Source organism: Rhodoplanes sp. P11, assembly GCF_964266735.1.
GTDB lineage: Bacteria > Pseudomonadota > Alphaproteobacteria > Rhizobiales > Xanthobacteraceae > Rhodoplanes > Rhodoplanes serenus.
Genome location: NZ_CAXWGY010000019.1, coordinates 344,619 through 366,952 on the forward strand (window position 1 = coordinate 344,619; position 22,334 = coordinate 366,952).

Below are 22,334 nucleotides of genomic sequence, written 5' to 3' on the forward strand. Positions count from 1 at the left end.
GGGAATGTCTCGCGTCGTCTATGTCAACGGCCGCTTCCGGCCGCATCGCAACGCCATGGTCCATGTGGAGGATCGCGGCTATCAGCTCGCCGACGGTGTCTACGAGGTCTGCGAGGTCCGGGACGGCCGGCTAGTCGATCAGCGTCGCCACACCGAGCGGCTGCTGCGCTCGCTGGCCGAGCTGCGCATCCCGCTACCGCTTCCGCTCGCGGCTCTCGATGTCGTGCTGCACGAGACCGTGCGGCGCAACCGGGTGACGGATGGCCTCGTCTATGTCCAGGTCACCCGCGGCGTGGCGCGGCGCGACCATGGCTTCCCGCCCGCCGGCACCCGGCCGAGCCTCGTGGTGTCGGCCCGCCGGACCGACCGCGAGCAGAACGAGCGGCTCGCCGCGGCCGGTGTCGCGGTCGTCACGCTGGCCGAGACACGGTGGGCGAGGGTGGACATCAAGTCGATCTCCCTGTTGCCCAATGTGCTGGCCAAGCAGGCGGCGCGAGAGCAGGGCGCCCGCGAGGCGTGGTTCGTGGACCGTAACGGCTACGTCACCGAGGGCGCATCCTCCAACGCCTGGATCGTCACCGGGGCGGGCGCCGTGGTGACTCGGCCGGTGGGGCCGGACATCCTGCGCGGCATCTCCCGGGAGGTCGTCAAGGACGCGCTCGCCGCCGAGGGGCTGACCTTCGAGGAGCGGCCCTTCACGGTGGCCGAAGCACTCCAGGCGCGCGAAGCGTTCTTGACGGCGGCGAGCCAGATCGTCATGCCGGTGGTCCGCATCGACGGCCGGCCGATCGGCGGCGGTCGTCCGGGGCCGGTCGCCGCGGCGCTCCGCCGGTCCTTCCATGCCCACGCGGAGCTGAGCTGACACACTTTTCGGACTCCCGCGCGACGATGACTATGCTTGGGCTTGCGCTTGTTTCCGCAGTGCAATCTAATACCGACGCCCACGCCCGACGGGCACCGCTCATTCGATGCTCGGCGGGCGCGAAAAACCACCTCGCGACGGGGACCGCGAGTACAACGGAACAAACGGCCATGGCAGCCGATCGCTCACAAAATCTGCAAGACACCTTCCTCAACTACGTCCGCAAGAACAAGACGCCGCTCACCATCTTTCTCGTGAACGGAGTCAAGCTCCAGGGCGTTGTAACCTGGTTCGACAACTTCTGTGTGCTGCTGCGACGGGACGGGCATTCGCAGCTCGTCTACAAGCATGCGATCTCGACCATCATGCCGGGTCATCCGATCCAGCTGTTCGAGGGAGCCGAAGAGGCAGCGGAAAAGGCCTGATTGGACTCTCGACACAACGACACTGACCGGACGACGTCCGCCGGTCCGGCGACCCATACGACGGCGCGTTGCGTCGTCGTTGGGCCGTATCTGCGTGCGTCCGAGCCGCGGGGCGGCGAGGGGCGCGGCCGTGGCGAGTTTCGCTCGCCCGAAGCCCGCCTGGACGAGGCCATCGGGCTCGCGCGTGCCATCGATCTCGACGTGGTCGAGAGCGTCGTCGTCGCGCTGTCGGCGATCCGGCCGGCCACCTATCTCGGCCGCGGCAAGGTCGAGGAGATCGCCGAGCGTGTGAAGAGCCTGGAGGCGGGGCTCGTGGTGATGGACTGCGCGCTCTCGCCGGTGCAGCAGCGCAATCTCGAGAAGGCGTGGAACGCCAAGGTGCTCGATCGCACCGGCCTGATTCTGGAGATTTTCGGCCGACGCGCCGCGACGCGCGAGGGCACCCTACAGGTCGAGCTCGCGCACTTGACCTATCAGAAGAGCCGGCTGGTGCGATCCTGGACCCATCTGGAGCGTCAGCGGGGCGGCTTCGGCTTCCTCGGCGGCCCGGGCGAAACCCAGCTCGAAACCGACCGCCGCATCATCCAGGACCGCATTCGCCGCATCGAGCACGACCTGGAAGGCGTCAAGCGCACCCGCGCGCTGCACCGGACCAGCCGCAAGCGGGTGCCGTATCCAATCGTGGCGCTGGTCGGCTACACCAACGCCGGCAAGTCCACGCTCTTCAACCGGCTGACCCGCTCGGGCGTGCTCGCCGCCGACATGCTGTTCGCCACGCTCGACCCGACGCTGCGCGCCGTCGACCTGCCGAACGGGCCGCGGGTGATTCTCTCCGATACGGTCGGCTTCATCTCGGATCTGCCGACCATGCTGGTCGCCGCGTTCCGGGCGACCCTGGAGGAGGTGATCGAGGCCGATCTGATTCTCCACGTTCGCGACGTCTCCCACGGCGACACCCAGGCGCAATCCAAGGACGTCGATCAGGTGCTGGAGGAGCTCGGCATCCCGCCCGAGGACGAACGCATCCTCGAAGTCTGGAACAAGGTCGATCAGGTCTCAGCCGAGGAGCGCGAGCGGCTCCACAATCTCGCGGCCCGGCAGTCGCCGGAGCGGCGGCCGCTGCTGGTCTCGGCGATCGACGGGGAGGGGCTCGATGCCCTGGTGGCGGCCATCTCCGAACGGGTCGCCCGCACCCGCGTCGCCCTCACGGTCTCGGTCGACGCCGCCGACGGCGCCGCGTTGAGCTGGCTGCACCGGAACGGCGACGTGCTGGAGACCGCCACCACGGACGACGGCATCACCACGGTGCGGCTGCGGGTGCACCCGACCAAGGAAGGCCAGCTGCGCGCCAAGTTCGGCGACCGGGTGCAGGGGGGAAGCTGATACGGGTTCCCGGCAATCAGCTCGCGGTCATTCCGGGGCGAGTGCTGAAAGGCACTCGAACCCGGAATCCAGCGGCATCCTTCGGTTCTCGTGGCTGGATTCCGGGTCCGATGCTTCGCATCGTCCCGGAATGACCGAGTCCTCACGGCCCGCGTTCCTCCGTCTTGGCCTCGGTCCACAGCGCCTCCATCTCGTCGAGCGTCGCCGCGTCCGGCGTGGTGCCACGCACCGCGAGCGCGCGCTCGATGAAGCCGAAGCGGCGCTCGAACTTGAGATTCGTCTCGCGCAGCGACCGCTCCGGATCGGCGTCGAGATGGCGCGCCAGGTTGACGACCGCGAACAGCAAATCGCCGATCTCGGCGCCGGCATGCGTCCGGTCTCCGGCCGCGAGCGCCTGTTCGACCTCGTCGGCCTCCTCGCGGATCTTCGCGATCACGGCGCGCGGATCGTTCCAGTCGAAGCCGACGCGGCCGGCCTTCTGCTGAAGCTTCAGAGCGCGGGTGAGGGCGGGCAGGGTGGTCGGCACCCCGGCGAGCGCGCCCTGCTCGTCCCGTCCCGAGCGCGCCGCCCGCGCTGCCTTCTCCTCGACCTTCACCCGCTCCCACAGGCCCTTGACGATTTCGGGCGACTGCCCGGCCTCGTCGGCGAACACGTGCGGATGGCGGCGGATCATCTTGGCGGTGATCGCCTCGACCACGTCGCCGAACTCGAAGGCGCCTTCCTCCTGCGCCATGCGGGCGTGGAAGACGACCTGGAGCAGCAGGTCGCCGAGTTCGTCGACGAGATCGGCGCGGTCGCCGCGCGCGATGGCGTCGGCGACCTCGTAGGCTTCCTCGATGGTGTAAGGGGCGATCGAGGCGAAGTCCTGGGCGAGATCCCAGGCGCAGCCGCTGCCCGGCGTGCGCAGCGCCGCCATGATCTCGATCAGCCGGGCGATGTCGCGTGACGGCGTCATGGGGCAGGCGTCCGGCACCGGATCAGGTTCATGGCCCGGAAGCTCATCACCATGTCGCCGTCCTGGTTGAACGCCTCGATCCCGGTATGGACCAGCCCGCGGTCGGGCTTCGATCGAGACCGGCGCGCCTCGAGCACACGCACCCGAATTCGGAGCGAGTCGCCGGGCCGGACCGGCTTCTGCCACCGCAGCTCGTCGAGCCCCGGGCTGGCGAGGCTCGCGACCTTGGACAGATAGTTCTCCATGTACAGCCGGCTGGCGAGCGACATGGTCAGAAAGCCACTGGCGATCAGGCCGCCGAACGGCCCCTCGGCTGCCGCCCAGGCCGGGTCGGTATGGATGCGCTGAGGGTCGTAACGCTGCGCGAATTCGACGATCTCGGCCTCGGTCACGGCGACCGGGCCGTACTCTGCCACGATCCCCGGGACATAGTCCTCGAAATGGCGGTCGTCGATCGGGGTCGCGAAGTCCGGATGAGACATTCCTGTTGGCTCGCTGCTGGGTGCATCTCGAGAGGGGCGAGAGGGCCGCGCCACCTTAACGTTCGGCCGTGCGATTGCGACCCGCGGCCCGCGATTCCGGCTGGGCGTCCACAGCCCGAGGCACGGCCGCGTCGATCCCTCCGGCGGGTGAGCCGGCAGGCGGGGCGAGCCCGGCCGTTGCCGTGGCTGGGGCGGTCGGGGGCCGCTCGCGCCTGCGATTCGCATAAGACATATTATGGAATTTAATTGGGCCATCCAGGCTGAGGGGAATAGGCCAGCGGAATCAATCTGTTGCGGCCGTCTGTTGTGAGCCGTCGAAGCGCCTGCGGCCGACACTGGCGGCGTGACGGTCCACCAAGACGCTCTTCGAGCGACGATGGCGACGAGACCACCGCGGTGCCGGCACGAGCCGACGACGGAACGCCGGGCGCGCATGCGGCGTTCAAGCCGACGAGCCCATCCCCCGAGCCAAGCGCCGGCCGACCTTCATCCGATGTCTCCGATCGAGTTCACGCCCGTCGACGAGCCGCTGGTGCGCCGGGCCGCCGCCGTGGTCGAGCGCGCGCGCCGGCTCGGCCTGACCCTGGTGACCGCCGAATCGTGCACCGGCGGGCTGCTGGCGGCCGTGCTGTCCGAAGCGCCGGGCTCGGGCACCCAGCTCCACGGCGGTTTCGCGACCTACACCAAGGCTCAGAAGACGGTAGCGCTCGACGTTCCGGCGGATCTGCTGGCCCGCGGCACCGCCGTCTGCGAGCCATGGTGACCGGCGCACTTGCTCATTCCACCGCCGACATCGCCGTGGCGATCACCGGGGTGGCCGGGCCGGCCTGCGACGAGGACGGCAACCCGGTCGGTCTCGTGCATCTCGCGGCCGGCGGCCGCGACGGCCCGGCGCTGCACCGGGTGCTGCGGCTCGGCGACATCGGCCGTGGCGCGATCCGCTATCGCGCCGTCAACGAGGCACTGGCGCTCCTCGACGCGGCGCTGGCCCGCACCGACGCCGAATCGGCTGCCGCGGGCGCTGCGAGGCGCGGCTAGAGCAGTATCGATCCAACTGGATCGGCCCCGCTCTAGAAGCCCTTATTTGATCGCATTTTCGACGGCGAACCGGGTCCCACTTCGCCGGAAAATGCTCTAGTCGGCATCGTCCATCGTGAAGCCGACCTTGAGGGTCACCTGATAGTGGGCGACCTTACCGTTCTCGATGTGACCGCGCACCTGGACGACCTCGAACCAGCGCAGGTTCCGCACCGTCTTGCCGGCCCGGGCGATGGCGTTCTCGATCGCCGCCTCGATGCCGTTCGGCGACGATCCGACCAGCTCGACGAGCTTGTAGGTGTGGTCCGACATGACGTGACTCCCCTGCCCCGACTCTGTACCCGTGCCGTCCGGCACCATGATCCGTCGCGTCGTCGGGCCTGGCGCGCGGCCGTCGTCAGCTCAGTCCCGGAATCTCCACGAGCAAGAGGAAGCCGTTGAGCATCAGGCCGGTTCCAAATATGCCGAGAGCGCCGCCCACATAGGCGAGCCAGGATGCGCTGGCCACGATGGCGACCGAGATCAGCACGATGGCGATCTGCAACAGCGCCTCGGCGTAGTCGAAATACGGGTCCTGCTTGAGCGCGTGGTCGCGCGCCGCCTCGTGGATCTTGGCGCGGGCGATCAGCTCGCGCTTGCCTTCCTGGGTCTCGGGCTCGGATTCGTAGCGCGCCGCCGTCTTGCGGTACTGCTCGGCCTTCGCCTTCAGGGCCGCTCTCGCTTCGGGGCTCAGCGACGGGTCGTTGGCCCACGCCAGCTCGAACTCGTCGGCCGCCAGCACCACGGCCGTCTGGCGCACATTCTTGGCCTGGAAGAAGCTCCAGTAGTTGGACGCCAGCACGTTGTTGTTGAGCGCCTCCTTGCCGGCGTTGGAGCCGCCGAGGCCGGTGATCGCCAGCAGCATGGCGAGGATCGCGATCACCACGGCGGCGCGCTGCTTGAAGCGGTTCTCGGCCTTATCGGCCTCCATCATCTCGGCGGCTTCGTCGGCCTGCATGGTCCCTCCTGTCCGGCTCGGATCTGGCTCGGCGCCCCTGATCGGGCGCGCCGGCCGGTATTTCAATCCGACGCCGTGACGCAGACACGACGGCGCGCGCCGCGACAGCGGCTCACATGTTGAGGACGCGGCCGTAGGCGTCGAGCACCGCCTCCTTCATCATCTCGGACAGGGTCGGATGCGGGAAGACCGTATGCATCAGCTCTTCCTCGGTGGTCTCCAGGGTCATGGCGACCACGTAGCCCTGGATCAGCTCGGTCACCTCCGCGCCCACCATGTGGGCACCGAGAAGCTGGCCGGTCTTCTTGTCGAAGATCACCTTGACGAGACCCTGATCCTCGCCGAGCGCGATCGCCTTGCCGTTGCCGGCGAACGGAAACTTGCCCACCCGGATCTCGCGGTTCTGCGCCTTTGCGGCCGCCTCGGTGAGGCCGACGGAGGCGATCTGCGGCGAGCAATAGGTGCAGCCCGGGATCTTCAGCTTGTCCATCGGGTGCGGGTCGAGGCCCTTGATGGCCTCGATGCAGATGACGCCCTCGTGCTCGGCCTTGTGGGCCAGCATCGGCGGCCCAGCGACGTCACCGATGGCATAGAGACCGGGGACGTTGGTGCGGCCAAAACCGTCGGTGACGACGACGCCGCGCTCGGTCTTCACGCCGAGCGTCTCCAGCCCGAGATTCTCGATGTTGCCGACGACGCCGACCGCCGAGATGACGCGGTCGACCGTCAGCGTCTGCGTCGCGCCTTTGCCATCGTCGATGGTGGCGGTGACGCTGTCGGCCGCCTTGTCGAGCTTGGTCACCTTGGCGCCGGTGTGAATCTTGATGCCCTGCTTCTCGAGCTGCTTGCGGGCGAAGGCGGCGATCTCGGCATCCTCCACCGGCAGGATCTGCGGCAGCACCTCGACGACCGTCACCTCGGCCCCCATGGTGCGGTAGAACGAGGCGAACTCGATGCCGATGGCGCCGGAGCCGACGACCAGCAGCGACTTCGGCATCGCGGGCGGCACCATCGCCTCGAAATAGGTCCACACCAGCTTGCCGTCCGGCTCGAGGCCGGGCAGGACGCGCGGCCGCGCCCCGGTCGCCAGGATGATGTGCTTCGCCTGGTAGCGGCCGGCGCCGAGCGCGCCCTTGGGCGCCTCGGTCTTCGATGCCGTCACCGCGATGGCGCCGGGCGCCGTCAACGCCGCCTGCCCCCAGATCACCGAGACCTTGTTTTTCTTCATCAGGAAGCCGACGCCGTCGGCGAGCCGCTTGGAGACGCCGCGCGAGCGCTTCACCACCGCGGCCGGATCGAACGACACGTTGTCGGCTTTCAGCCCGTAGGCGCCGGCGTTCTGCATGTAGTGATAGATCTCGGCCGAGCGCAGCAGCGCCTTGGTGGGAATGCAGCCCCAGTTCAGACAGATGCCGCCGAGATGCGACTTCTCGACGATCGCGGTCTTGAAGCCGAGCTGGGCGGCGCGGATCGCCGTCACGTAGCCGCCCGGACCGGAGCCGATGACGATGACGTCGAAGGCGGTGTCTGTCATTTCAAGTGTCCTCCGTCATTCCGGGCGAGGCCGCGTCGGCGGCCGAAATCCGGAATCCAGCCCGGAAACCGGACTTCGACATGGGCGTCGACTTTGGGGGCAGCGCCGAGCGGCACCCAACCGACCAGCGTCACACCACCATCATCACCGGGTTCTCGATGAAGCCCTTGATGGCGCCGATCAGCTCGGCGCCGAGCGCGCCGTCGACCGCCCGGTGATCGGTGGAGAGTGTCAGCTTCATCTGGGTGGCGATCGTGACGGCGCCGTCCTCGACGATCGGCACCTGAGCCGCGGCGCCGACCGCCAGGATGGTCGCGTGCGGCGGGTTGATGACGGCCGAGAACTCCTCGATGCCGTACATGCCGAGATTGGAGACCGCGGTCGCGCCGCCCTGGTACTCTTCGGGCTTGAGCCGGCGGGCGCGGGCGCGGGCGGCGAAATCCTTCATCTCGGCCGAGATCACCGACAACGACTTGGTGTCGGCGTTGCGCACCACCGGCGTGATGAGCCCGCCCGGGATCGCCACCGCGACCGCGACGTCCGACGCCTTGTGCTTGAGCAGGCCGCCGTCCGTCCAGGTCACGTTGGCGTCCGGCACCTTCTTCAGCGCCAGCGCCAGCGCCTTGATGACGAAGTCGTTGACCGACAGCTTCCAGGCCGGCTTGCCGTCCTTGTCCTTCGGGGCGGCGGCGTTGACGGCCTCACGGGCCGCCAGCAGCGTGTCGATCGTGCAGGTGACGGTGAGATAGAAGTGCGGGATGGTCTGCTTCGCCAGCGTCAGGCGCTGCGCGATGATGCGGCGCATCTGGTCGTGCGGCACGAACTCGTAGGAGCCATCGGGATAGAGCGCCCGGATCGCGGCATCCGAGGGCGCCGCCGCGGCGAGCGGCGCAGGCGCCCCGCCCGGCTGGCCGGCAGACGGCTGCGCCGCGGCCGTCGCGGCGCGCAGCCCGCGCCCTTCCTTGGCGGCGGCGATGTCGCGGGCGACGACGCGGCCGTGCGGCCCCGAGCCCTCGACGCGGGAGAGATCGATGCCGGCCTCCTTGGCGAGGCGGCGGGCGAGCGGCGAGGCGAACAGGCGACCCTCTCCATTGGCGGGTGCGCCCGCGCCCTCGCGGGCCGCCCCGCGCGAGGCGCCGTGCTGCCCCTCCTGGCGGATGGCGCCGGCGGCGGCCGCGCCCCCCTGCCCCTGTTGTCCCGCGGCGTCCTGCGGCGCCACGGCCGGTCCATCCGTGGCGGGCGCCGGCTTGGCGGCCTGCGGCTTCGCCGGTGCCGCGGCGGCGGGCTCGGCCGGCTTGGCGCCGCCTTGCTGGGCGGCGTCGCTCCCCGCCTGCCCGGCCACCACGGACGGCACCTCGCCCTCCACCGCCAGCACCGCGATCGGCGCATTGACCGAGACGTCGGCGGTGCCGGCCGGCACCAGGATCTTGGCGATGGTGCCCTCGTCCACCGCCTCGTACTCCATCGTCGCCTTGTCGGTCTCGATCTCGGCGATGATGTCGCCGGAGCGCACCTTGTCGCCCTCCTTCTTGAGCCACTTGGCGAGGTTGCCCTTCTCCATCGTGGGCGAGAGCGCGGGCATCAGGATGTTGATGGGCATCGGAGGTCTTCCAGTTGGCGGCGCGTGCGTGACGCCTGGCGAACGCGGGGCTCGCGCGGCCCGACGGGGCGGCGCGACATGGTCGAGCTACCGCTTGCCGCGCGGGCCTTGCGTCGGCTTGCGCGGGCCGGTCGCCTTGGTGCGTGCAGCGGTGCGGCGGGCCGGCCGGGCCGGCGCCTCGACGGCCTTCGGCTTCGCGGCGGCAGCCTTGGGCTTCGCAGCCTTCGGTGCCGCGACCTGGCGCGACCGCGCCGGTTTGGGCGGCTCCTCGTCGACCACGGTGGCGCCGAGATCGGCCGCATAGGCCGCCTCGATCTCGGCCAGCGCCTCGGCTTCGCTCAGGTCGGTCTCCAGCGCGTAGATCTGGGCGAGCTTCCGCGTGATCTCGGCCAGAACCTCGCCCCATGTCGCCGGGGTGTCGAAGGCATGGCGGGCGGTGACGAACAGCTCGTCGTCGATCAGCCCGGCGCGCAGGATCTCGACGCCGCCATTGGCCAGCGCCTCTTCGGCGATCGGCAGCGCGTGATAGAGGGCCTCGTCGGGGGGGCGGCGCATCGCCGTCACCGATAGGCGACGGCGCGGGCCGCCTGGACGACCTCGTCCACCGACGGCAAGGCCAGCTTTTCGAGGTTTGCGGCATACGGCATCGGCACGTCGCGGCCGGAGATGCGCGCCACCGGCGCGTCCAGCCAGTCGAAGGCGTTCTCCATGATGCGAGTGGCGATCTCGGCGGCGACGCCGGACTGCGGCCAGCACTCCTCGACGACGACGCAGCGGCCGGTCTTCTTCACGGAGGCGACGATGGTCTCGGTGTCCATCGGCCGCAGGGTGCGCAGATCGATCACCTCGGCCTCGATGCCGTCGGCGGCGAGCGCCTCGGCGGCCTTGAGGGCGTAGGTCATGCCCATCGACCAGGCCACCAGGGTGACGTCCTTGCCGGGGCGGGCGATGCGCGCCTTGCCGATCGGCACCAGATAGTCGTCGACCTTCGGCACCGGGAACGACTGTCCGTAGAGGATCTCGTTCTCCAGGAAGATCACCGGATTCGGGTCACGGATCGCCGACTTGAGCAGGCCCTTGGCGTCGGCCGCCGTGTAGGGCGCCACCACCTTGAGACCCGGGATGTGCGAGTACCAGGCCGAATAGTCCTGGCTGTGCTGGGCGGCGACGCGGGCGGCCGGGCCGTTGGGGCCACGGAACACGATCGGGCAGCCCATCTGGCCACCCGACATGTAGAGCGTCTTGGCGGCCGAGTTGATGATCTGGTCGATCGCCTGCATGGCGAAGTTGAAGGTCATGAACTCGACGATCGGCTTGAGGCCGGCGAGCGCCGCGCCGACGCCGAGGCCGGCGAAGCCGTGCTCGGTGATCGGCGTGTCGACCACGCGCCGAGCGCCGAACTCCTGGAGCAGCCCCTGGGTGACCTTGTAGGCGCCCTGATACTCGGCCACCTCCTCGCCCATGACGAAGACGTCGCCGTCGCGGCGCATCTCCTCCGCCATGGCGTCGCGCAGCGCCTCGCGTACCGTCATGGTGACCATCTCGACATCCGCGGCGCTCGCCTCGGCCAGCTCGGGCACCGGCGTCGCGGCGGGCTGCGGCGGATTCGCCACCGCGGAGGGCGCCGCCTTCGGGGTGGCGACCGTACTCGCCGCGTCGCCGGGCGCGGCCGGCGGGGCCGACTGAGACGCCTTGTTCTGCTGCGCCGGGCTCGCGCCCTGGCTCGATGCCGCCGCGGCGGCATCCTCGCCGTCCGCCACGATGACGGCGATCGGCGTGTTGACGGCGACGTCGGCGGTACCGGCCGGCACCAGGATCTTGCCGAGCGTGCCCTCGTCGATCGCCTCCACTTCCATGGTGGCCTTGTCGGTCTCGATCTCGGCGATGACGTCGCCGGCCTTGACCTTGTCGCCCTCGTTCTTGACCCATCTGGAGAGATTGCCCTTCTCCATGGTGGGCGAGAGAGCCGGCATCAGGATTTGGGTGGCCATGGGGGGTCGAACCTCGTCCTAAGGGGCGCGCCGATCAGCGCAGAATGTCGGTGTAGAGCTCGGACGGGTCCGGCTCCGGATCGTAGGTCGCGAACTCGGCGGCCTCGTTGACGATCTTGCGCACCTCGGCGTCCATCCGCTTGAAGGCGTCCTCGTCGGCCCAGCCGTTGGCCAGGATGCGGGCGCGCGACTGCTCGATTGGGTCGCTCTCAACCCTCACCTTCTCGACCTCCTCGCGGGTCCGGTACTTGGCCGGATCGGACATGGAGTGGCCGCGATAGCGATAGGTCTTCATCTCCAGGATGTAGGGCCCCTGCCCGCTGCGGCAATAATCGAGAACGCGGTCGCCGGCCGCCTTCACGGCGCGCACGTCCATGCCGTCGACCAGCTCGCCCGGGATGTTGAAGGAGGCGCCGCGCTTGGAGAGGTCCGGCTGCGACGTCGCCCGGCTCACCGAGGTGCCCATGGCGTAGCGGTTGTTCTCGATGATGTAGACGACCGGCAGCTTCCACAGCGCCGCCATGTTGAAGCTCTCGTAGACCTGGCCCTGGTTGGCGGCGCCATCCCCGAAATAGGCCAGGCAGACGCCGCCGTTCTCGCGGTAGCGGTTGGCGAAGGCGAGGCCGGTGCCGAGCGACACCTGGGCGCCGACGATGCCGTGGCCGCCGAAGAAGCCCTTCTCGCGGCTGAACATGTGCATCGAGCCGCCCTTGCCCTTGGAGTAGCCGCCGCGTCGCCCGGTCAGCTCGGCCATCACCCCCTTGGGGTCCATGCCGCAGGCCAGCATGTGACCGTGGTCGCGATAGCCGGTGATGACCTGGTCGCCCTCCTGCATGGCGAGCTGCATGCCCACCACCACGGCCTCCTGGCCAATGTAGAGATGGCAGAAGCCGCCGATCAGTCCCATGCCGTAGAGCTGGCCCGCCTTCTCCTCGAAGCGGCGGATCAGCAGCATGTCGCGGAACGCCTTGAGGTCGGCGTCCCGGCCGAGATCCGGCACCGGGCCGGCATCGAGCGGCAGGATCGACGGCCGGGGAGCCGTCGGGGACGCTTCAGCGACTTTTTTCTGGGAAGCCATCGTGACCTCGGGGTGTGGCGGCACGGAGCGAACCAACCCCATAGCCCAATTCGAGCGGGGGCGGAAGCGCGCTCGGGGCGTGCCGCAGATCGAGATTTCTCAGATATGGCTAGAGCTTGCACCGCACAATGGGCGCCACCGGAAGACGCCGGCGCAAGCTCACCGAGACTTCAGGATGAGGACGAGGTCGCGGCGGTCCACATAGTTCAGGAGAGAGCGGGCGCGCTCGTCGAGAATGTCGGGGTCGAGCTTGTCGGACTTGAGCAGCGCCACCCGCCGCTGCCAGACCTCGCGCTCGGCCCGCGCCACCTCAAGCTCGGCGGTCAGCTCGGCGATCTGGGCATCGAGATCCTTGCGGGCATTGATGCCGCGGCTGCCCGTGTAGGCGTTGATCCCGAAATAGCCGATCATCAATGACGCCAGCACATAGAGGCACAGCGCCGTGACGATGGAGCGGAGACGGGGACGCGAGACCATGATCAGGCCATAGGGCGCCCGTTCCGTTAAAATGCGGTTTAATGCTTAGGAATCGATCAGTTCCGATGCGTTCCGCACCAGAACCGTGACTTGGTTGCATCGCTGGGCGTTGCATCGCTGGGCGTTGCATCGCTGGGCGTTGCATCGCATCGGCCCCGCGGGGCGGAGCCGATGCGGGCAGCAGCCTCAGGCGAGCGCCTTGAGGGCGGCGCGACCGCCGTAGCGGGCTTGGTCGCCCAGCTCCTCCTCGATGCGCAGGAGCTGGTTGTACTTGGCCACCCGGTCCGAGCGGGCGAGCGAGCCGGTCTTGATCTGCCCGCAATTGGTGGCGACCGCGAGATCCGCGATGGTGGAGTCCTCGGTCTCGCCCGAGCGATGCGACATCACCGCCGTGTAGCCGGCCTTGTGGGCCATCTCGACGGCCGCCAGCGTCTCGGTCAGCGAGCCGATCTGGTTGACCTTCACCAGGATCGAGTTGCCGATCCCCTTCTTGATGCCGTCGGCGAGCCGGGTGACGTTGGTGACGAAGAGATCGTCGCCGACGAGCTGGCACTTGCCGCCGATCGCCTGGGTGAGCGCCTTCCAGCCCTCCCAATCGTCCTCCGCCATGCCGTCCTCGATGGAGACGATGGGATAGCGCGAGACGAGATCGGCGAGATACTTCACCTGCTCGTCGCGAGAGCGCTTCTTGCCTTCGCCCTCATAGTGATAGGCGCCGTCCTTGAAGAACTCGGTGGAGGCGCAGTCGAGCGCCAGGACGACGTCCTGGCCGGGCTTGTAGCCGGCCTTCTCGATCGCCGCGACGACGAACTCCAGCGCCGCATCGGCGGACGGCAGGTTCGGCGCGAAGCCGCCCTCGTCGCCCACATTGGTGTTGTGGCCGGCGGCCTTCAGGCCCGCCTTGAGGACGTGGAAGATCTCGGCGCCGGTGCGCAGCCCCTCGGCGAAGCTGTCGGCGCCGACCGGCATGATCATGAATTCCTGGAAGTCGATCGGGTTGTCGGCATGCACGCCGCCGTTGACGATGTTCATCATCGGCACCGGCAGCAGGCGCGCCGCGGTGCCGCCGACATAGCGGTAGAGCGGCAGGCCCTTGGCGCTGGCGGCCGCCTTGGCGACCGCGAGCGATACGCCGAGGATCGCGTTGGCGCCGAGCCGGCTCTTGTTCGGCGTGCCGTCGAGCTTGATCATCGTGTCGTCGATGAGGGTCTGCTCCTCGGCGTCGAACCCGGAGATCGCGTCGTAGATCTCGCCGTTGACGGCATCGACCGCCTTGGTCACGCCCTTGCCGCCGTAGCGGCCCTTGTCGCCGTCGCGCAGCTCGACGGCCTCGTGGGCGCCGGTCGAGGCACCCGACGGAACGGCGGCGCGGCCGCGGGAGCCGTCGTCCAGCACCACATCGACCTCCACGGTCGGATTGCCGCGGCTGTCGAGAATTTCACGGCCGATAATGTCCACGATGGCGGTCATCGCTGGCTCCCGCAATGCAGAATGAAGGGGTGTGGTGTCTTAACAGGCCGCGTGGTACCGGCCAAGCGCCCCCGGCGCGCACCGTCCATGCTGGCGCGCCTCGGCGACAGGAGAGTGTCATGGCGCGTCAGCCGAGCCCCCGTCCCAACTCCCGCCCGCTCCAGCTCGGCCGCCCGGCCGCGATCCCGGCCTCGCCCGCCGAGGCGTCGCTCGACCGCGTGCCGAATCCGCATCCCGACACGCCCTATGTGGCGCGCTTCACCTTTCCGGAGTTCACCTCGCTGTGCCCGGTGACCGGCCAGCCGGACTTCGCCACCCTGGTGATCGACTATGTCCCCAAGGCGTTCCTGGTCGAGTCGAAGTCGCTGAAGCTCTACCTCAACAGCTTCCGCAACGAGGGCAGCTTTCACGAGGACTGCACGGTGGCGATCGGCAAGCGGCTGGCGGCGGTGCTGAAGCCGCGCTGGCTGCGGATCGGCGGCTACTTCTATCCCCGCGGCGGCATGCCGATCGACGTGTTCTTCCAGATGGGCAAGCTGCCGGCCGGCGTCTGGGTGCCGGACCAGGGCGTGCCGACCTACCGAGGCCGCGGCTGAAGCCCGCCCTGACGGCCCCGCCCAAGTCACCGTCGCGCGACGGCAAGCGCCGCCAGAAGGCCGCCGACCACGGCGGCCGGGTCGGCCGCCCGCATCACCTCGCCCATGACGGCCACGCCCGCAGCGCCGACGGCCATCAGCGCGGGCACCCGCGCCGCCGTGACGCCGCCGATGGCCAGCACCGGGACCGCGGCGCTCTCGACCATGGCGGCGATCCCGGCCGGCCCCAGCGCCGGGCCGTAGCCGGGCTTGCTGACCGTCGGAAAGGCAGGACCGGCGATGGCGTAGTCGACCACGGCGGGATCGAGCCGCATCGCCTCGATCGGCGCGTGGATCGACTGGCCGATCAGGGCGCCCTCGCCCAGCCGTCGGCGCGCCGCGACCGGGTCGCCGCCCGCCCCCAGGTGCACGCCGTCGAGACCGGCTACCGCCGCGATCTCCGCATCGCCGTGCAGCAGCAGGACCGCGCCACGCCTCCGGGCGACCGGAAGAAGCCTTTTCGCAGCAGACAGTTGCTCGGACTTACTCAGATCCTTCTCACGGATGCTGATCCATCGCGCGCCGGCGGCGAGCGCGGCGTCCACGACCGCGTCGAGCGGCCTCACCGCCTGCCGCCGGTCGGTGATCAGCAGCAGCGGCGGAGACGGGAGCCGGACGGCGCCGCCGCGTTCCGTCATGGCCGCACCGTCACGTTCCGACCAGGCCGAGCTGCGGGCTCGACGGCTCGGCGTGGCGGCGGCGCGGGATGCGGCCGGCCAGGCGGGCGAGCCGGCCGGCCTCGACACCCGCCCGCATGGCGGCCGCCATACGCACCGGATCGTTGGCCTTGGACACGGCGGTGTTGAGCAGCACGGCAGCGCAGCCTAGTTCCATGGCCAGCGCCGCCTCGGACGCCGTGCCGATACCGGCGTCCAGCACCACCGGCACCGGCGAGCGGTTGCAGATGGTCTCGATCATGTGCGGATTGCAGATGCCGAGGCCGGAGCCGATCGGCGCGCCGAGCGGCATCACGGCGGCGGCGCCGAGATCGGCGAGCTTGCGGCAGACGATCGGGTCGTCGTTGCAATAGGGCAGCACCGTGAAGCCGGCCGCGACCAGCTCTCCGGTGGCCCGCACCAGCTCCTCGACATCCGGATAGAGCAGCTCGCGGTCGCCGATCACCTCGAGCTTGATCCAGCTCGTTCCGAGCGCCTCGCGCGCCAGCTCGGCGGTCAGCACGGCGTCGCGGGCAGTCTGGCAGCCCGCCGTGTTGGGCAGGAAGTGGGCACGCTCGCCGATCAGCTCGACCAGGCTTTCCTCCTCGCCGGCCAGGCTGATGCGGCGAATCGCCGCCGTCACCATCTCGGTGCCGCTCGCCGTGAGAGCATCGAGCATGACTTGGCGGTTCGGATAGCCGGCGGTGCCGAGAAAGAGCCGCGAGCGGAAGCTCCGCCCGGCGATCACCAGCGGGTCGGACAGGGTTTTCGGGTCGGTCATCTCAGCCTCCGGGGCGTGCCTGGACGATCTCGACGGTCGCGCCGGGCGCAACCGGGGTCTCGGCCCAGGCGGCGCGTGGCACCACCCGGCCATCGAGGGCGACCGCGATGCCGCGGGCTGCGGGGTCGATGTCGCGGGCGACGAGCAGCGCCGCGAGCGTCGCGGCGGCGTGAGGCTCGCGCACACCGTTGACGGTGATGTGGGCCGGGCGGGAGCCCGGCACCGGGCCGGCGCCCGGCGACGGCGGTTGGGTCATCACGGCACTCCGATGTCGTGGTTTCAGGCGGCGGCCGCCGGCGCGGCGAACCGCGCGATGCCGAACCCGGCGATGGCGGGATCGGTCCCCTCCCCGGCCACCAGGGCGGCGATCGCCTCGGCGGTCACCGGGGCGAGCAGGATGCCGTTGCGGTGATGGCCGGTGGCGTAGACGAGCCCATCGACGGCCGACGCGCCGAGGATCGGCGCGTCGTCGCGGCTGCCCGGGCGATGGCCGACCACGGTGGCGAGGATCGGCAGCTCCTCGATGCCGGGCAGCACCCGCCACGCCGCCTCGATCAGCGACAGCACGCCGCCGGCCGTGATGGCCGTGTCGAAACCCTTCTCCTCGACGGTGGCGCCGACCAGCAGGCGGCCGTCGTGGCGCGGAACCAGGTAGCACCCGGGCGCCCACACGACATGGTTCAGCAGCGGCGCCCGCGGGTTCATGCCGAGGGTGATCACCTGCCCCTTGATGGGACGCACCGGCGGACGCGCCTCGGTCGGCACGCCGGCGATGCCACGGGACCACGCGCCGGCCGCCAGCACCACGGTGCCGGCTGGGATCGTCGTGCCATCGTCGAGGCGCACACCGACCGCGCGGCCGTTCTCGACCATGATGGCAGCGACCGGGGTATGCGGCCGCAGGACCGCGCCGGCCGCCTCGGCCGCAGCCGCGAGCGCATCGACCAGCGCGCCGGAATCGACCTGATGGTCTTCCGGGCTGAACACCGCCCCGCCGATGCCGGGCGCGAGATGCGGCTCGCGGCGGCGCAGCTCGCTGGCGGGCAGCCAGTCGAGCGGCAGGCTGAGGCTCTGCTGAAAGGCGTGATGATGGGTCAGGCGGGCGCGATCGTCGGCGGTGAGCGCCAGCACCAGGGTGCCCTCGCGTCGCAGGCCGAGCGACTGGCCTGTCGTCGCCTCCAGCTCCGCCGCGAAGGCCGGCCACAGCGACTGGGCATGACGGCCGAGGCGCACCAGCGCCTCCTCGCCGGGCTCGGCCTCGGCGCAGGCTGCCAGCATGCCGCCGGCGACCCGGCTGGCACCGGCGCCGACCGGCCCGCGGTCCAGCACGGTGACCGACAGGCCGCGGCGGCGCAGCCGCCAGGCGATGCCGAGGCCGCAGACGCCGGCGCCGATCACCACGACATCGGGGCTGTCGACGGACGCAATGATGGAGGGCTTGGATTCGGAATCAGGACGTGACGAGGCTGCCATCGGCGGCTCCCTTCGCTGGCATGACCCAGACAGGTTCCACGGGTGTGATCTCAGCCGCGCACGGCGCGCGGCACCCCAGGCCGTGACCGGATGATGACGCAATGGGACGGCGACCGCAAGGTCAGGGCAGCGCTGCGTCAGGCGGCGGTGTCACCGACCTTCGGCACACGCCGCAGCCGCGCCGCGCAGACCGCCGCCGTGGTGAGCAGCACCATGGCACCGACGAGGGTCGACGGGCCGACACCCGCCTGCTCGAACCCGACGCGATACACGATCGGTCCGAGCGCCTGCCCCAGGAAGAAGCAGGAGCCGTGCAGCGCCACCGCGAGGCCACGCGAGGCCGGCGCCAGCTCGCTGACATAGACCTGGATGACGCCATGCAGCGAGTAGAAGCCGAGGCCGAGCACCATGAACACCACGATCTCGAACGGCCAGGCGAGGCCGAGCGCCGTGGAGGAGACGCCGAGGGCCATGAACAGGCCGCCGCCGAGCATCAGGCGCCGCTCGCCGAGCCGGCCGACGAGCAGCGGCACCGTCGCCGAGTAGATGAAGCCGCCGATGGCGAAGCCGGCGATGACGACGCCGGCGATCACCGCCCGCCCCTCGCCCCGCGCCGCCAGGAAGGTCGCGACGAACGGGAACAGCCCGTAGACGAACACGCCTTCGATGAACACCGCCGCGTAGCAAAACTTGGCGAGCGGGTTGCGCAGCACGGCGCGATAACCGGCCATGACGGTCGGCACGTCGAAGCGGCTGCGGGTGTCGAGCGCGAGGCCGCGAAAGCCGATCTGCACTGCCACGAAGGCGACGAGCGCGAGCGTCGCGACGAGCGCGAACACGCCGCGCCAGCCGACCGTGTCGGCGATCACGCCGGCGAGCGGCGAGCCCATGACGTTGCCCAGCATGGCGGCGGCCAGCAGCCGCCCGAAGGCGATCTGCCGGCGCTGCACCGGCACGAGATCCCCCGCGATGGCGAGCGCGATCGGGAAGATGCCGGCCGACAGCACGCCGACCAGCACGCGCGACACCATCAGCACCGCGAAGTCGGGTGCGACCGCGCCGAGAAATCCGGCCGCCGCGCTTGCCACCAGCGACACCTTCAGCACCCGCGTCTTGCCCAGCGTGTCGCCGATACTGCCGAGCATCGGCTGAGCCAGCGCATAGGGTAGCGCATAGGCGGTCGACAGCAGCACCACCGTGGCCGTGTCCAGGCCGAAGCCCGTCGCGATCTGCGGGATCAGCGGATCGACGCAGCGCATGAAAAGGCTGGTGGCGAACAGCGACAGCGCCGCGACGAGGAGCACGCGCGTGGTGCCGGGCGGCACGCCGTCATGCGATGCCGTCGTCTCCGGCCGGCTCGGCTCGGGCGAGGTCGACTCGGACGAGGATCGATCGCTCATGGAGACGCCGAACCGCGGACGAGGCCGGCGCGATGATGCGGGGTCATGACCCGATTAGTACAGCACGAGCCCGCGGCCGCAAGGCCGCGCGCGCGCCCCTTATGGCAGGATGATGTGCGGCACGAAGCGCGAGGTGTTCTTGGTGATCGGCGAGGCATCCTCGCGCACCGACAGCCCGCAGGCGGTGCCGTCGACCACCCAGGAGCCGAGCACCGGATAGCCGCCCTCGAAGCGCGGCAGCGCCGCCACCGCCTGGCGCACGAAGCCTTCCGCGCCGTAGGGACCAGCGTCGGAGTCGAGCACCGCGCCGTCGACCACCAGGGCGACGTTCGCACCCTCGCGCGAGTACAGCGGCTTTCTCGCATAGGAGCTGCCGAGCCGTGCCGCCTCGGGTTCGTCCTCGAAATACGCCGGCAGCAGGTTCGGGTGGTGCGGAAACATCTGCCACAGCAGCGGCAGGATGCCCTTGCTGGAGAGGATCGCCTTCCAGGGCGGCTCGATCCAGCGGGTCGAGGCGCCGGCGAGCGACCGCCCGAACGCCTCGCGGAACATCCACTCCCACGGGTAGAGCTTGAAGGCGAGCACGATCGGCCGGTCCGCCTCGTCGACGAAGTCGCCGTTGCGGGCGCGGCCGATGCGGTCCATGGCGATCAGCGTGGTGGCGAGGCCGGCCTGGCGGGCGGTGTCCTCCAGATAGCTCAGGGTGCCGAGATCCTCCGGACTGTCGAGCGCGCCGGCGAGATGCACGGGCCGGCCCTGCGCGACGGCCTGCCAGGCGGCGATCAGCTTCTCGTGGACGGAGTTGAACTGATCGCTGCCGGCCGGAACGATCTGGCGGGCGATGGCGTCCTCGAGCCACAGCCACTGGAACACCCCGGTCTCGTACAGCGCGGTCGGCGTGTCGGCATTGTATTCGAGGAGCTTGGCCGGGCCGTTGCCGTCATAGGCGAGGTCGAGGCGGCCGTAGAGCGAGGTGTCGCCGCGCTTCCAGCTCGCCGCGATGTATGTCCAGAACGGCTCCGGGATCTTCAGCAGGCGCAGCAGGCGCTCGTCGTCGACGGCGCGGGCGACGAGCTCGCGGCACATCCGGTCGAGCTCCTGGGTCGGCGCCTCGATGTCGCGCTCGATCTGGTCGAGCGTGAAGCCGTAATAGGCGGTCTCGTCCCAATAGGGCTCGCCGCCGATGGTGTGGAACGCGAAGCCGGCTCGCCCCGCCTCCTCGCGCCAGTCGTCACGCTCCGGGCAGGCGATGCGCCGCATCCTCAGCCTCCGGACGAGAAGGCGTGGCCGATGGAGCCGAAGCCACCGCGCGCCGCGACGCTCGTCCCCGCCGCGTGGCTCGTCGACCCGGCATGGCCCGCCGCGGTGGTCGAGCCCCCGGACGCATGCCCCGAGTCGCCCGACGAGCCGCCCCACCACGACCCCGACGACCAGCGGGTGCCGCCCGACGAACCCGAGGAGCCGCGTGGCGCACAGGCCGGCGGCGACGTCTCGCCGGTCCGCAGTGGTGCGTGGAGAGCAGGCTCGCCGGTCTCGGGCCGGCAGTCCTGGCCGGGCATCAGCATGTAGGCGCCGCCGCCGGCGGTCGCGGCCGACATCAGCACCAGGCCCACCTGCGCCGAACGCTTCATGCGGACCTCCGGTGCTCAGTAGGACATCGCGGCGGCGTTGAGGGCTCCGGCGGCGAGCGAGGCGAGGCCGAGCCAGATCGCCGGCGCCAGCTCGCCGGCCGCGATGCGGGCCGAGAGATCGGGCACCGGCAGCCGCGCCAGGAAATAGGCGCCGATCTGCACCACCAGGGCGATGACGCTCCATACGGCGCAGTCGAGCAGATAGGAGGCGTGCGCGATGGCGCTGGCGAGCGGCAGCGCGAAGCCGAGAAGCGACAGGCCGAGCGACACCGCGGCGCCCGGCACGTTGCGGGCGATCAGCGCGAACTCGTCGTGCGCCGTCACCCGCGTGTAGATCAGCAAATAGAGGACGGCGGCGACGATCGCGGTGGACAGATAGGCCAGGAAGGCCGGCAGGCCGGCCAGAGATTGCAGCAGCATGGCGACGCTTCCCCGGTGCTCCAGGGTAGGTTGCGCCGCCGCGATCCGGGGTTCAAGGGCCGATCAGTCGCTCTGCTTGACGAGGCGGTCGATGGCAACGAGCCGGCGCAGCAGCCCCTCCAGCGCGGCGAGCGGTACCATGTTGGGGCCGTCCGAAGGGGCGCGGTCCGGATCCTCGTGGGTCTCGATGAAGACGCCGGCGACGCCCACCGCGACGGCGGCGCGCGCCAGCACCGGCACGAACGCGCGGTCACCACCCGACGCGGTCCCCTGCCCGCCCGGCTGCTGCACCGAATGGGTGGCGTCGAAGATCACCGGCGCGCCCGTGCGGGCCAGGATCGGCAGCGCCCGCATGTCGGAGACGAGGGTGTTGTAGCCGAACGAAGCGCCGCGCTCGGTGACCAGCACGGAGCGGTTGCCCGCCCCGGTCACCTTGGCGACCACGTTGGCCATGTCCCAGGGGGCGAGGAACTGGCCCTTCTTGACGTTGACGATACGGCTGGTCGCGGCGGCCGCCACCAGGAGGTCGGTCTGCCGGCACAGGAAGGCCGGGATCTGGAGGATGTCGACCACCTCGGCGACGGGCGCGCATTGCGCCGCCTCATGAACGTCGGTCAGCACCGGCAGGCCCAGCGTCTCGCGGATCTCGGCGAACACCGGCAGTGCGGCGTCGAGGCCGATCCCGCGCGCGCCGCCGAGGCTGGTGCGGTTCGCCTTGTCGAACGAGGTCTTGAACACGAGGCCGATGCCGACGCGGGCGGCGATCTCCTTGCAGGCAGCCGCCATCTCCAGGGCGTGAGCGCGGCTCTCCATCTGGCAGGGGCCGGCGATCAGGGCGAGCGGCAGGGCATTGCCGAAGTGGACCGCGGCGGCACCGCGGCCGGCCGTCACCACGGGCTCGGGTCTCGCCGTGGCCGCGGGTGTCGTCGCGGCTGCGGGGAACATCGCGGCGGCGGGCGGTGGGCCCGCTGCCGGTGCGGTGGTCGGCTCGATCGCTGGGGCGATGGCCGAAGAGTGGATCGGGGACGGCGTGGTCGGATGGGAGG

The 22,334-nt window shown here is 70.3% G+C and carries 24 protein-coding genes, 1 pseudogene and 1 riboswitch; of the genes and pseudogenes, 5 read left to right on the forward strand and 20 right to left on the reverse strand.

Going from position 1 to position 22,334, the window contains the following annotated elements:
* Nucleotides 1-4 precede the first annotated feature (4 nt).
* From ACFQUV_RS20725 to hflX, 3 genes are all read left to right on the forward strand, one after another.
* A complete protein-coding gene (locus ACFQUV_RS20725) occupies nucleotides 5-862 on the forward strand; it encodes a D-amino-acid transaminase (RefSeq protein WP_129611335.1) in 858 nt (285 codons plus the stop codon).
* A gap of 170 nt (nucleotides 863-1,032) precedes the next feature.
* A complete protein-coding gene (hfq, locus tag ACFQUV_RS20730; protein WP_008385166.1) occupies nucleotides 1,033-1,287 on the forward strand; it encodes an RNA chaperone Hfq in 255 nt (84 codons plus the stop codon).
* On the forward strand, nucleotides 1,288-2,670 hold the full coding sequence (gene hflX / locus ACFQUV_RS20735; protein ID WP_129611334.1) for a GTPase HflX: 1,383 nt from the start codon (nucleotides 1,288-1,290) through the stop codon (nucleotides 2,668-2,670).
* Nucleotides 2,671-2,812: 142 nt separating this feature from the next.
* Here the strand turns inward: hflX and mazG are convergent, their stop codons facing one another.
* Nucleotides 2,813-3,625, reverse strand: coding sequence for a nucleoside triphosphate pyrophosphohydrolase (gene mazG / locus ACFQUV_RS20740; protein ID WP_129611333.1), 813 nt, complete (start codon nucleotides 3,623-3,625; stop codon nucleotides 2,813-2,815).
* Nucleotides 3,622-4,107 carry a MaoC family dehydratase gene (locus ACFQUV_RS20745; protein ID WP_111383467.1) on the reverse strand — a complete coding sequence of 162 codons (486 nt, stop codon included), beginning with the start codon at nucleotides 4,105-4,107 and terminating at the stop codon, nucleotides 3,622-3,624. Before ACFQUV_RS20745 ends, mazG begins: the two co-directional genes overlap by 4 nt.
* Before the next feature lie 493 nt (nucleotides 4,108-4,600).
* Between ACFQUV_RS20745 and ACFQUV_RS20750 the strand changes: the two are divergent.
* A pseudogene (locus ACFQUV_RS20750) lies at nucleotides 4,601-5,145 on the forward strand (CinA family protein).
* A 96-nt stretch (nucleotides 5,146-5,241) separates the two neighbouring features.
* Here ACFQUV_RS20750 and ACFQUV_RS20755 read toward each other — a convergent pair.
* The 9 genes from ACFQUV_RS20755 to eno form a co-directional block, all read right to left on the reverse strand.
* Nucleotides 5,242-5,457 (reverse strand): dodecin, encoded by a 216-nt coding sequence (locus ACFQUV_RS20755; RefSeq protein WP_129611332.1) that lies wholly within the window; start codon nucleotides 5,455-5,457, stop codon nucleotides 5,242-5,244.
* Nucleotides 5,458-5,542: 85 nt separating this feature from the next.
* Nucleotides 5,543-6,142 carry a DUF4337 domain-containing protein gene (locus tag ACFQUV_RS20760; protein ID WP_129611331.1) on the reverse strand — a complete coding sequence of 200 codons (600 nt, stop codon included), beginning with the start codon at nucleotides 6,140-6,142 and terminating at the stop codon, nucleotides 5,543-5,545.
* A 112-nt stretch (nucleotides 6,143-6,254) separates the two neighbouring features.
* Complete coding sequence (gene lpdA / locus ACFQUV_RS20765) at nucleotides 6,255-7,676, reverse strand: dihydrolipoyl dehydrogenase (protein ID WP_129611330.1); 1,422 nt, start codon at nucleotides 7,674-7,676, stop codon at nucleotides 6,255-6,257.
* A gap of 130 nt (nucleotides 7,677-7,806) precedes the next feature.
* On the reverse strand, nucleotides 7,807-9,276 hold the full coding sequence (locus tag ACFQUV_RS20770; protein ID WP_129611329.1) for a pyruvate dehydrogenase complex dihydrolipoamide acetyltransferase: 1,470 nt from the start codon (nucleotides 9,274-9,276) through the stop codon (nucleotides 7,807-7,809).
* 87 nt (nucleotides 9,277-9,363) lie between these two features.
* Complete coding sequence (locus tag ACFQUV_RS20775) at nucleotides 9,364-9,831, reverse strand: DUF5076 domain-containing protein (RefSeq protein WP_207211600.1); 468 nt, start codon at nucleotides 9,829-9,831, stop codon at nucleotides 9,364-9,366.
* Between the two features lie 5 nt (nucleotides 9,832-9,836).
* Nucleotides 9,837-11,267, reverse strand: coding sequence for a pyruvate dehydrogenase complex E1 component subunit beta (locus ACFQUV_RS20780; protein ID WP_129611328.1), 1,431 nt, complete (start codon nucleotides 11,265-11,267; stop codon nucleotides 9,837-9,839).
* 34 nt (nucleotides 11,268-11,301) lie between these two features.
* Nucleotides 11,302-12,345, reverse strand: a complete 1,044-nt coding sequence (gene pdhA, locus ACFQUV_RS20785; RefSeq protein WP_111383459.1) for a pyruvate dehydrogenase (acetyl-transferring) E1 component subunit alpha — start codon at nucleotides 12,343-12,345, stop codon at nucleotides 11,302-11,304.
* Nucleotides 12,346-12,504: 159 nt separating this feature from the next.
* Nucleotides 12,505-12,822 (reverse strand): septum formation initiator family protein, encoded by a 318-nt coding sequence (locus ACFQUV_RS20790; protein ID WP_111383458.1) that lies wholly within the window; start codon nucleotides 12,820-12,822, stop codon nucleotides 12,505-12,507.
* Between the two features lie 186 nt (nucleotides 12,823-13,008).
* Nucleotides 13,009-14,292 (reverse strand): phosphopyruvate hydratase, encoded by a 1,284-nt coding sequence (eno, locus tag ACFQUV_RS20795; protein ID WP_111383457.1) that lies wholly within the window; start codon nucleotides 14,290-14,292, stop codon nucleotides 13,009-13,011.
* Nucleotides 14,293-14,411: 119 nt separating this feature from the next.
* Here eno and queF point away from each other — a divergent pair, with 119 nt between their 5' ends.
* On the forward strand, nucleotides 14,412-14,888 hold the full coding sequence (gene queF / locus ACFQUV_RS20800) for a preQ(1) synthase (RefSeq protein WP_111383456.1): 477 nt from the start codon (nucleotides 14,412-14,414) through the stop codon (nucleotides 14,886-14,888).
* Nucleotides 14,889-14,914: 26 nt separating this feature from the next.
* Here queF and ACFQUV_RS20805 read toward each other — a convergent pair whose 3' ends face one another.
* From ACFQUV_RS20805 to kdsA, 9 genes are all read right to left on the reverse strand, one after another.
* Nucleotides 14,915-15,565 (reverse strand): thiamine phosphate synthase, encoded by a 651-nt coding sequence (locus tag ACFQUV_RS20805; RefSeq protein WP_129611047.1) that lies wholly within the window; start codon nucleotides 15,563-15,565, stop codon nucleotides 14,915-14,917.
* Between the two features lie 10 nt (nucleotides 15,566-15,575).
* A complete protein-coding gene (locus ACFQUV_RS20810; RefSeq protein WP_129611048.1) occupies nucleotides 15,576-16,364 on the reverse strand; it encodes a thiazole synthase in 789 nt (262 codons plus the stop codon).
* A gap of 1 nt (nucleotide 16,365) precedes the next feature.
* Nucleotides 16,366-16,620, reverse strand: a complete 255-nt coding sequence (thiS, locus tag ACFQUV_RS20815) for a sulfur carrier protein ThiS (RefSeq protein ID WP_129611049.1) — start codon at nucleotides 16,618-16,620, stop codon at nucleotides 16,366-16,368.
* 23 nt (nucleotides 16,621-16,643) lie between these two features.
* Nucleotides 16,644-17,837 carry a glycine oxidase ThiO gene (gene thiO / locus ACFQUV_RS20820; RefSeq protein ID WP_129611050.1) on the reverse strand — a complete coding sequence of 398 codons (1,194 nt, stop codon included), beginning with the start codon at nucleotides 17,835-17,837 and terminating at the stop codon, nucleotides 16,644-16,646.
* A riboswitch (TPP riboswitch) is annotated at nucleotides 17,828-17,926 on the reverse strand. Its footprint overlaps the gene before it by 10 nt.
* 48 nt (nucleotides 17,927-17,974) lie before the next feature.
* Entirely contained in the window at nucleotides 17,975-19,237 is a 1,263-nt protein-coding gene (locus ACFQUV_RS20825; protein WP_129611051.1) for an MFS transporter, read from the reverse strand.
* Nucleotides 19,238-19,336: 99 nt separating this feature from the next.
* Nucleotides 19,337-20,497, reverse strand: coding sequence for a glutathionylspermidine synthase family protein (locus ACFQUV_RS20830; RefSeq protein ID WP_129611052.1), 1,161 nt, complete (start codon nucleotides 20,495-20,497; stop codon nucleotides 19,337-19,339).
* A 2-nt stretch (nucleotides 20,498-20,499) separates the two neighbouring features.
* The gene (locus tag ACFQUV_RS20835) at nucleotides 20,500-20,868 is read right to left on the reverse strand and encodes a hypothetical protein (RefSeq protein WP_129611053.1); all 369 of its coding nucleotides are present in this window, start codon (nucleotides 20,866-20,868) and stop codon (nucleotides 20,500-20,502) included.
* A gap of 15 nt (nucleotides 20,869-20,883) precedes the next feature.
* Nucleotides 20,884-21,288 carry a DUF350 domain-containing protein gene (locus tag ACFQUV_RS20840; RefSeq protein WP_111383449.1) on the reverse strand — a complete coding sequence of 135 codons (405 nt, stop codon included), beginning with the start codon at nucleotides 21,286-21,288 and terminating at the stop codon, nucleotides 20,884-20,886.
* Between the two features lie 63 nt (nucleotides 21,289-21,351).
* Complete coding sequence (kdsA, locus tag ACFQUV_RS20845) at nucleotides 21,352-22,233, reverse strand: 3-deoxy-8-phosphooctulonate synthase (RefSeq protein ID WP_129611054.1); 882 nt, start codon at nucleotides 22,231-22,233, stop codon at nucleotides 21,352-21,354.
* Between the last annotated feature and the right edge of the window lie 101 nt (nucleotides 22,234-22,334).

Excerpts from the sequence above, each read along its gene's own strand:
- ACFQUV_RS20840 (WP_111383449.1), bottom strand. The coding sequence starts at position 21,288 with ATGCTGCTGCAATCTCTGGCCGGCCTGCCGGCCTTCCTGGCCTATCTG.
- ACFQUV_RS20805 (WP_129611047.1), bottom strand. The coding sequence starts at position 15,565 with ATGACGGAACGCGGCGGCGCCGTCCGGCTCCCGTCTCCGCCGCTGCTG.
- queF (WP_111383456.1), top strand. The coding sequence starts at position 14,412 with ATGGCGCGTCAGCCGAGCCCCCGTCCCAACTCCCGCCCGCTCCAGCTC.
- ACFQUV_RS20760 (WP_129611331.1), bottom strand. The coding sequence starts at position 6,142 with ATGCAGGCCGACGAAGCCGCCGAGATGATGGAGGCCGATAAGGCCGAG.
- thiS (WP_129611049.1), bottom strand. The coding sequence starts at position 16,620 with ATGACCCAACCGCCGTCGCCGGGCGCCGGCCCGGTGCCGGGCTCCCGC.
- eno (WP_111383457.1), bottom strand. The coding sequence starts at position 14,292 with ATGACCGCCATCGTGGACATTATCGGCCGTGAAATTCTCGACAGCCGC.
- ACFQUV_RS20770 (WP_129611329.1), bottom strand. The coding sequence starts at position 9,276 with ATGCCCATCAACATCCTGATGCCCGCGCTCTCGCCCACGATGGAGAAG.
- ACFQUV_RS20755 (WP_129611332.1), bottom strand. The coding sequence starts at position 5,457 with ATGTCGGACCACACCTACAAGCTCGTCGAGCTGGTCGGATCGTCGCCG.
- hfq (WP_008385166.1), top strand. The coding sequence starts at position 1,033 with ATGGCAGCCGATCGCTCACAAAATCTGCAAGACACCTTCCTCAACTAC.
- lpdA (WP_129611330.1), bottom strand. The coding sequence starts at position 7,676 with ATGACAGACACCGCCTTCGACGTCATCGTCATCGGCTCCGGTCCGGGC.
- pdhA (WP_111383459.1), bottom strand. The coding sequence starts at position 12,345 with ATGGCTTCCCAGAAAAAAGTCGCTGAAGCGTCCCCGACGGCTCCCCGG.
- ACFQUV_RS20725 (WP_129611335.1), top strand. The coding sequence starts at position 5 with ATGTCTCGCGTCGTCTATGTCAACGGCCGCTTCCGGCCGCATCGCAAC.
- ACFQUV_RS20790 (WP_111383458.1), bottom strand. The coding sequence starts at position 12,822 with ATGGTCTCGCGTCCCCGTCTCCGCTCCATCGTCACGGCGCTGTGCCTC.
- thiO (WP_129611050.1), bottom strand. The coding sequence starts at position 17,837 with ATGGCAGCCTCGTCACGTCCTGATTCCGAATCCAAGCCCTCCATCATT.
- ACFQUV_RS20830 (WP_129611052.1), bottom strand. The coding sequence starts at position 20,497 with ATGCGGCGCATCGCCTGCCCGGAGCGTGACGACTGGCGCGAGGAGGCG.
- ACFQUV_RS20810 (WP_129611048.1), bottom strand. The coding sequence starts at position 16,364 with ATGACCGACCCGAAAACCCTGTCCGACCCGCTGGTGATCGCCGGGCGG.
- ACFQUV_RS20780 (WP_129611328.1), bottom strand. The coding sequence starts at position 11,267 with ATGGCCACCCAAATCCTGATGCCGGCTCTCTCGCCCACCATGGAGAAG.
- ACFQUV_RS20745 (WP_111383467.1), bottom strand. The coding sequence starts at position 4,107 with ATGTCTCATCCGGACTTCGCGACCCCGATCGACGACCGCCATTTCGAG.
- mazG (WP_129611333.1), bottom strand. The coding sequence starts at position 3,625 with ATGACGCCGTCACGCGACATCGCCCGGCTGATCGAGATCATGGCGGCG.
- ACFQUV_RS20835 (WP_129611053.1), bottom strand. The coding sequence starts at position 20,868 with ATGAAGCGTTCGGCGCAGGTGGGCCTGGTGCTGATGTCGGCCGCGACC.
- ACFQUV_RS20825 (WP_129611051.1), bottom strand. The coding sequence starts at position 19,237 with ATGAGCGATCGATCCTCGTCCGAGTCGACCTCGCCCGAGCCGAGCCGG.
- ACFQUV_RS20775 (WP_207211600.1), bottom strand. The coding sequence starts at position 9,831 with ATGCGCCGCCCCCCCGACGAGGCCCTCTATCACGCGCTGCCGATCGCC.
- kdsA (WP_129611054.1), bottom strand. The coding sequence starts at position 22,233 with ATGTTCCCCGCAGCCGCGACGACACCCGCGGCCACGGCGAGACCCGAG.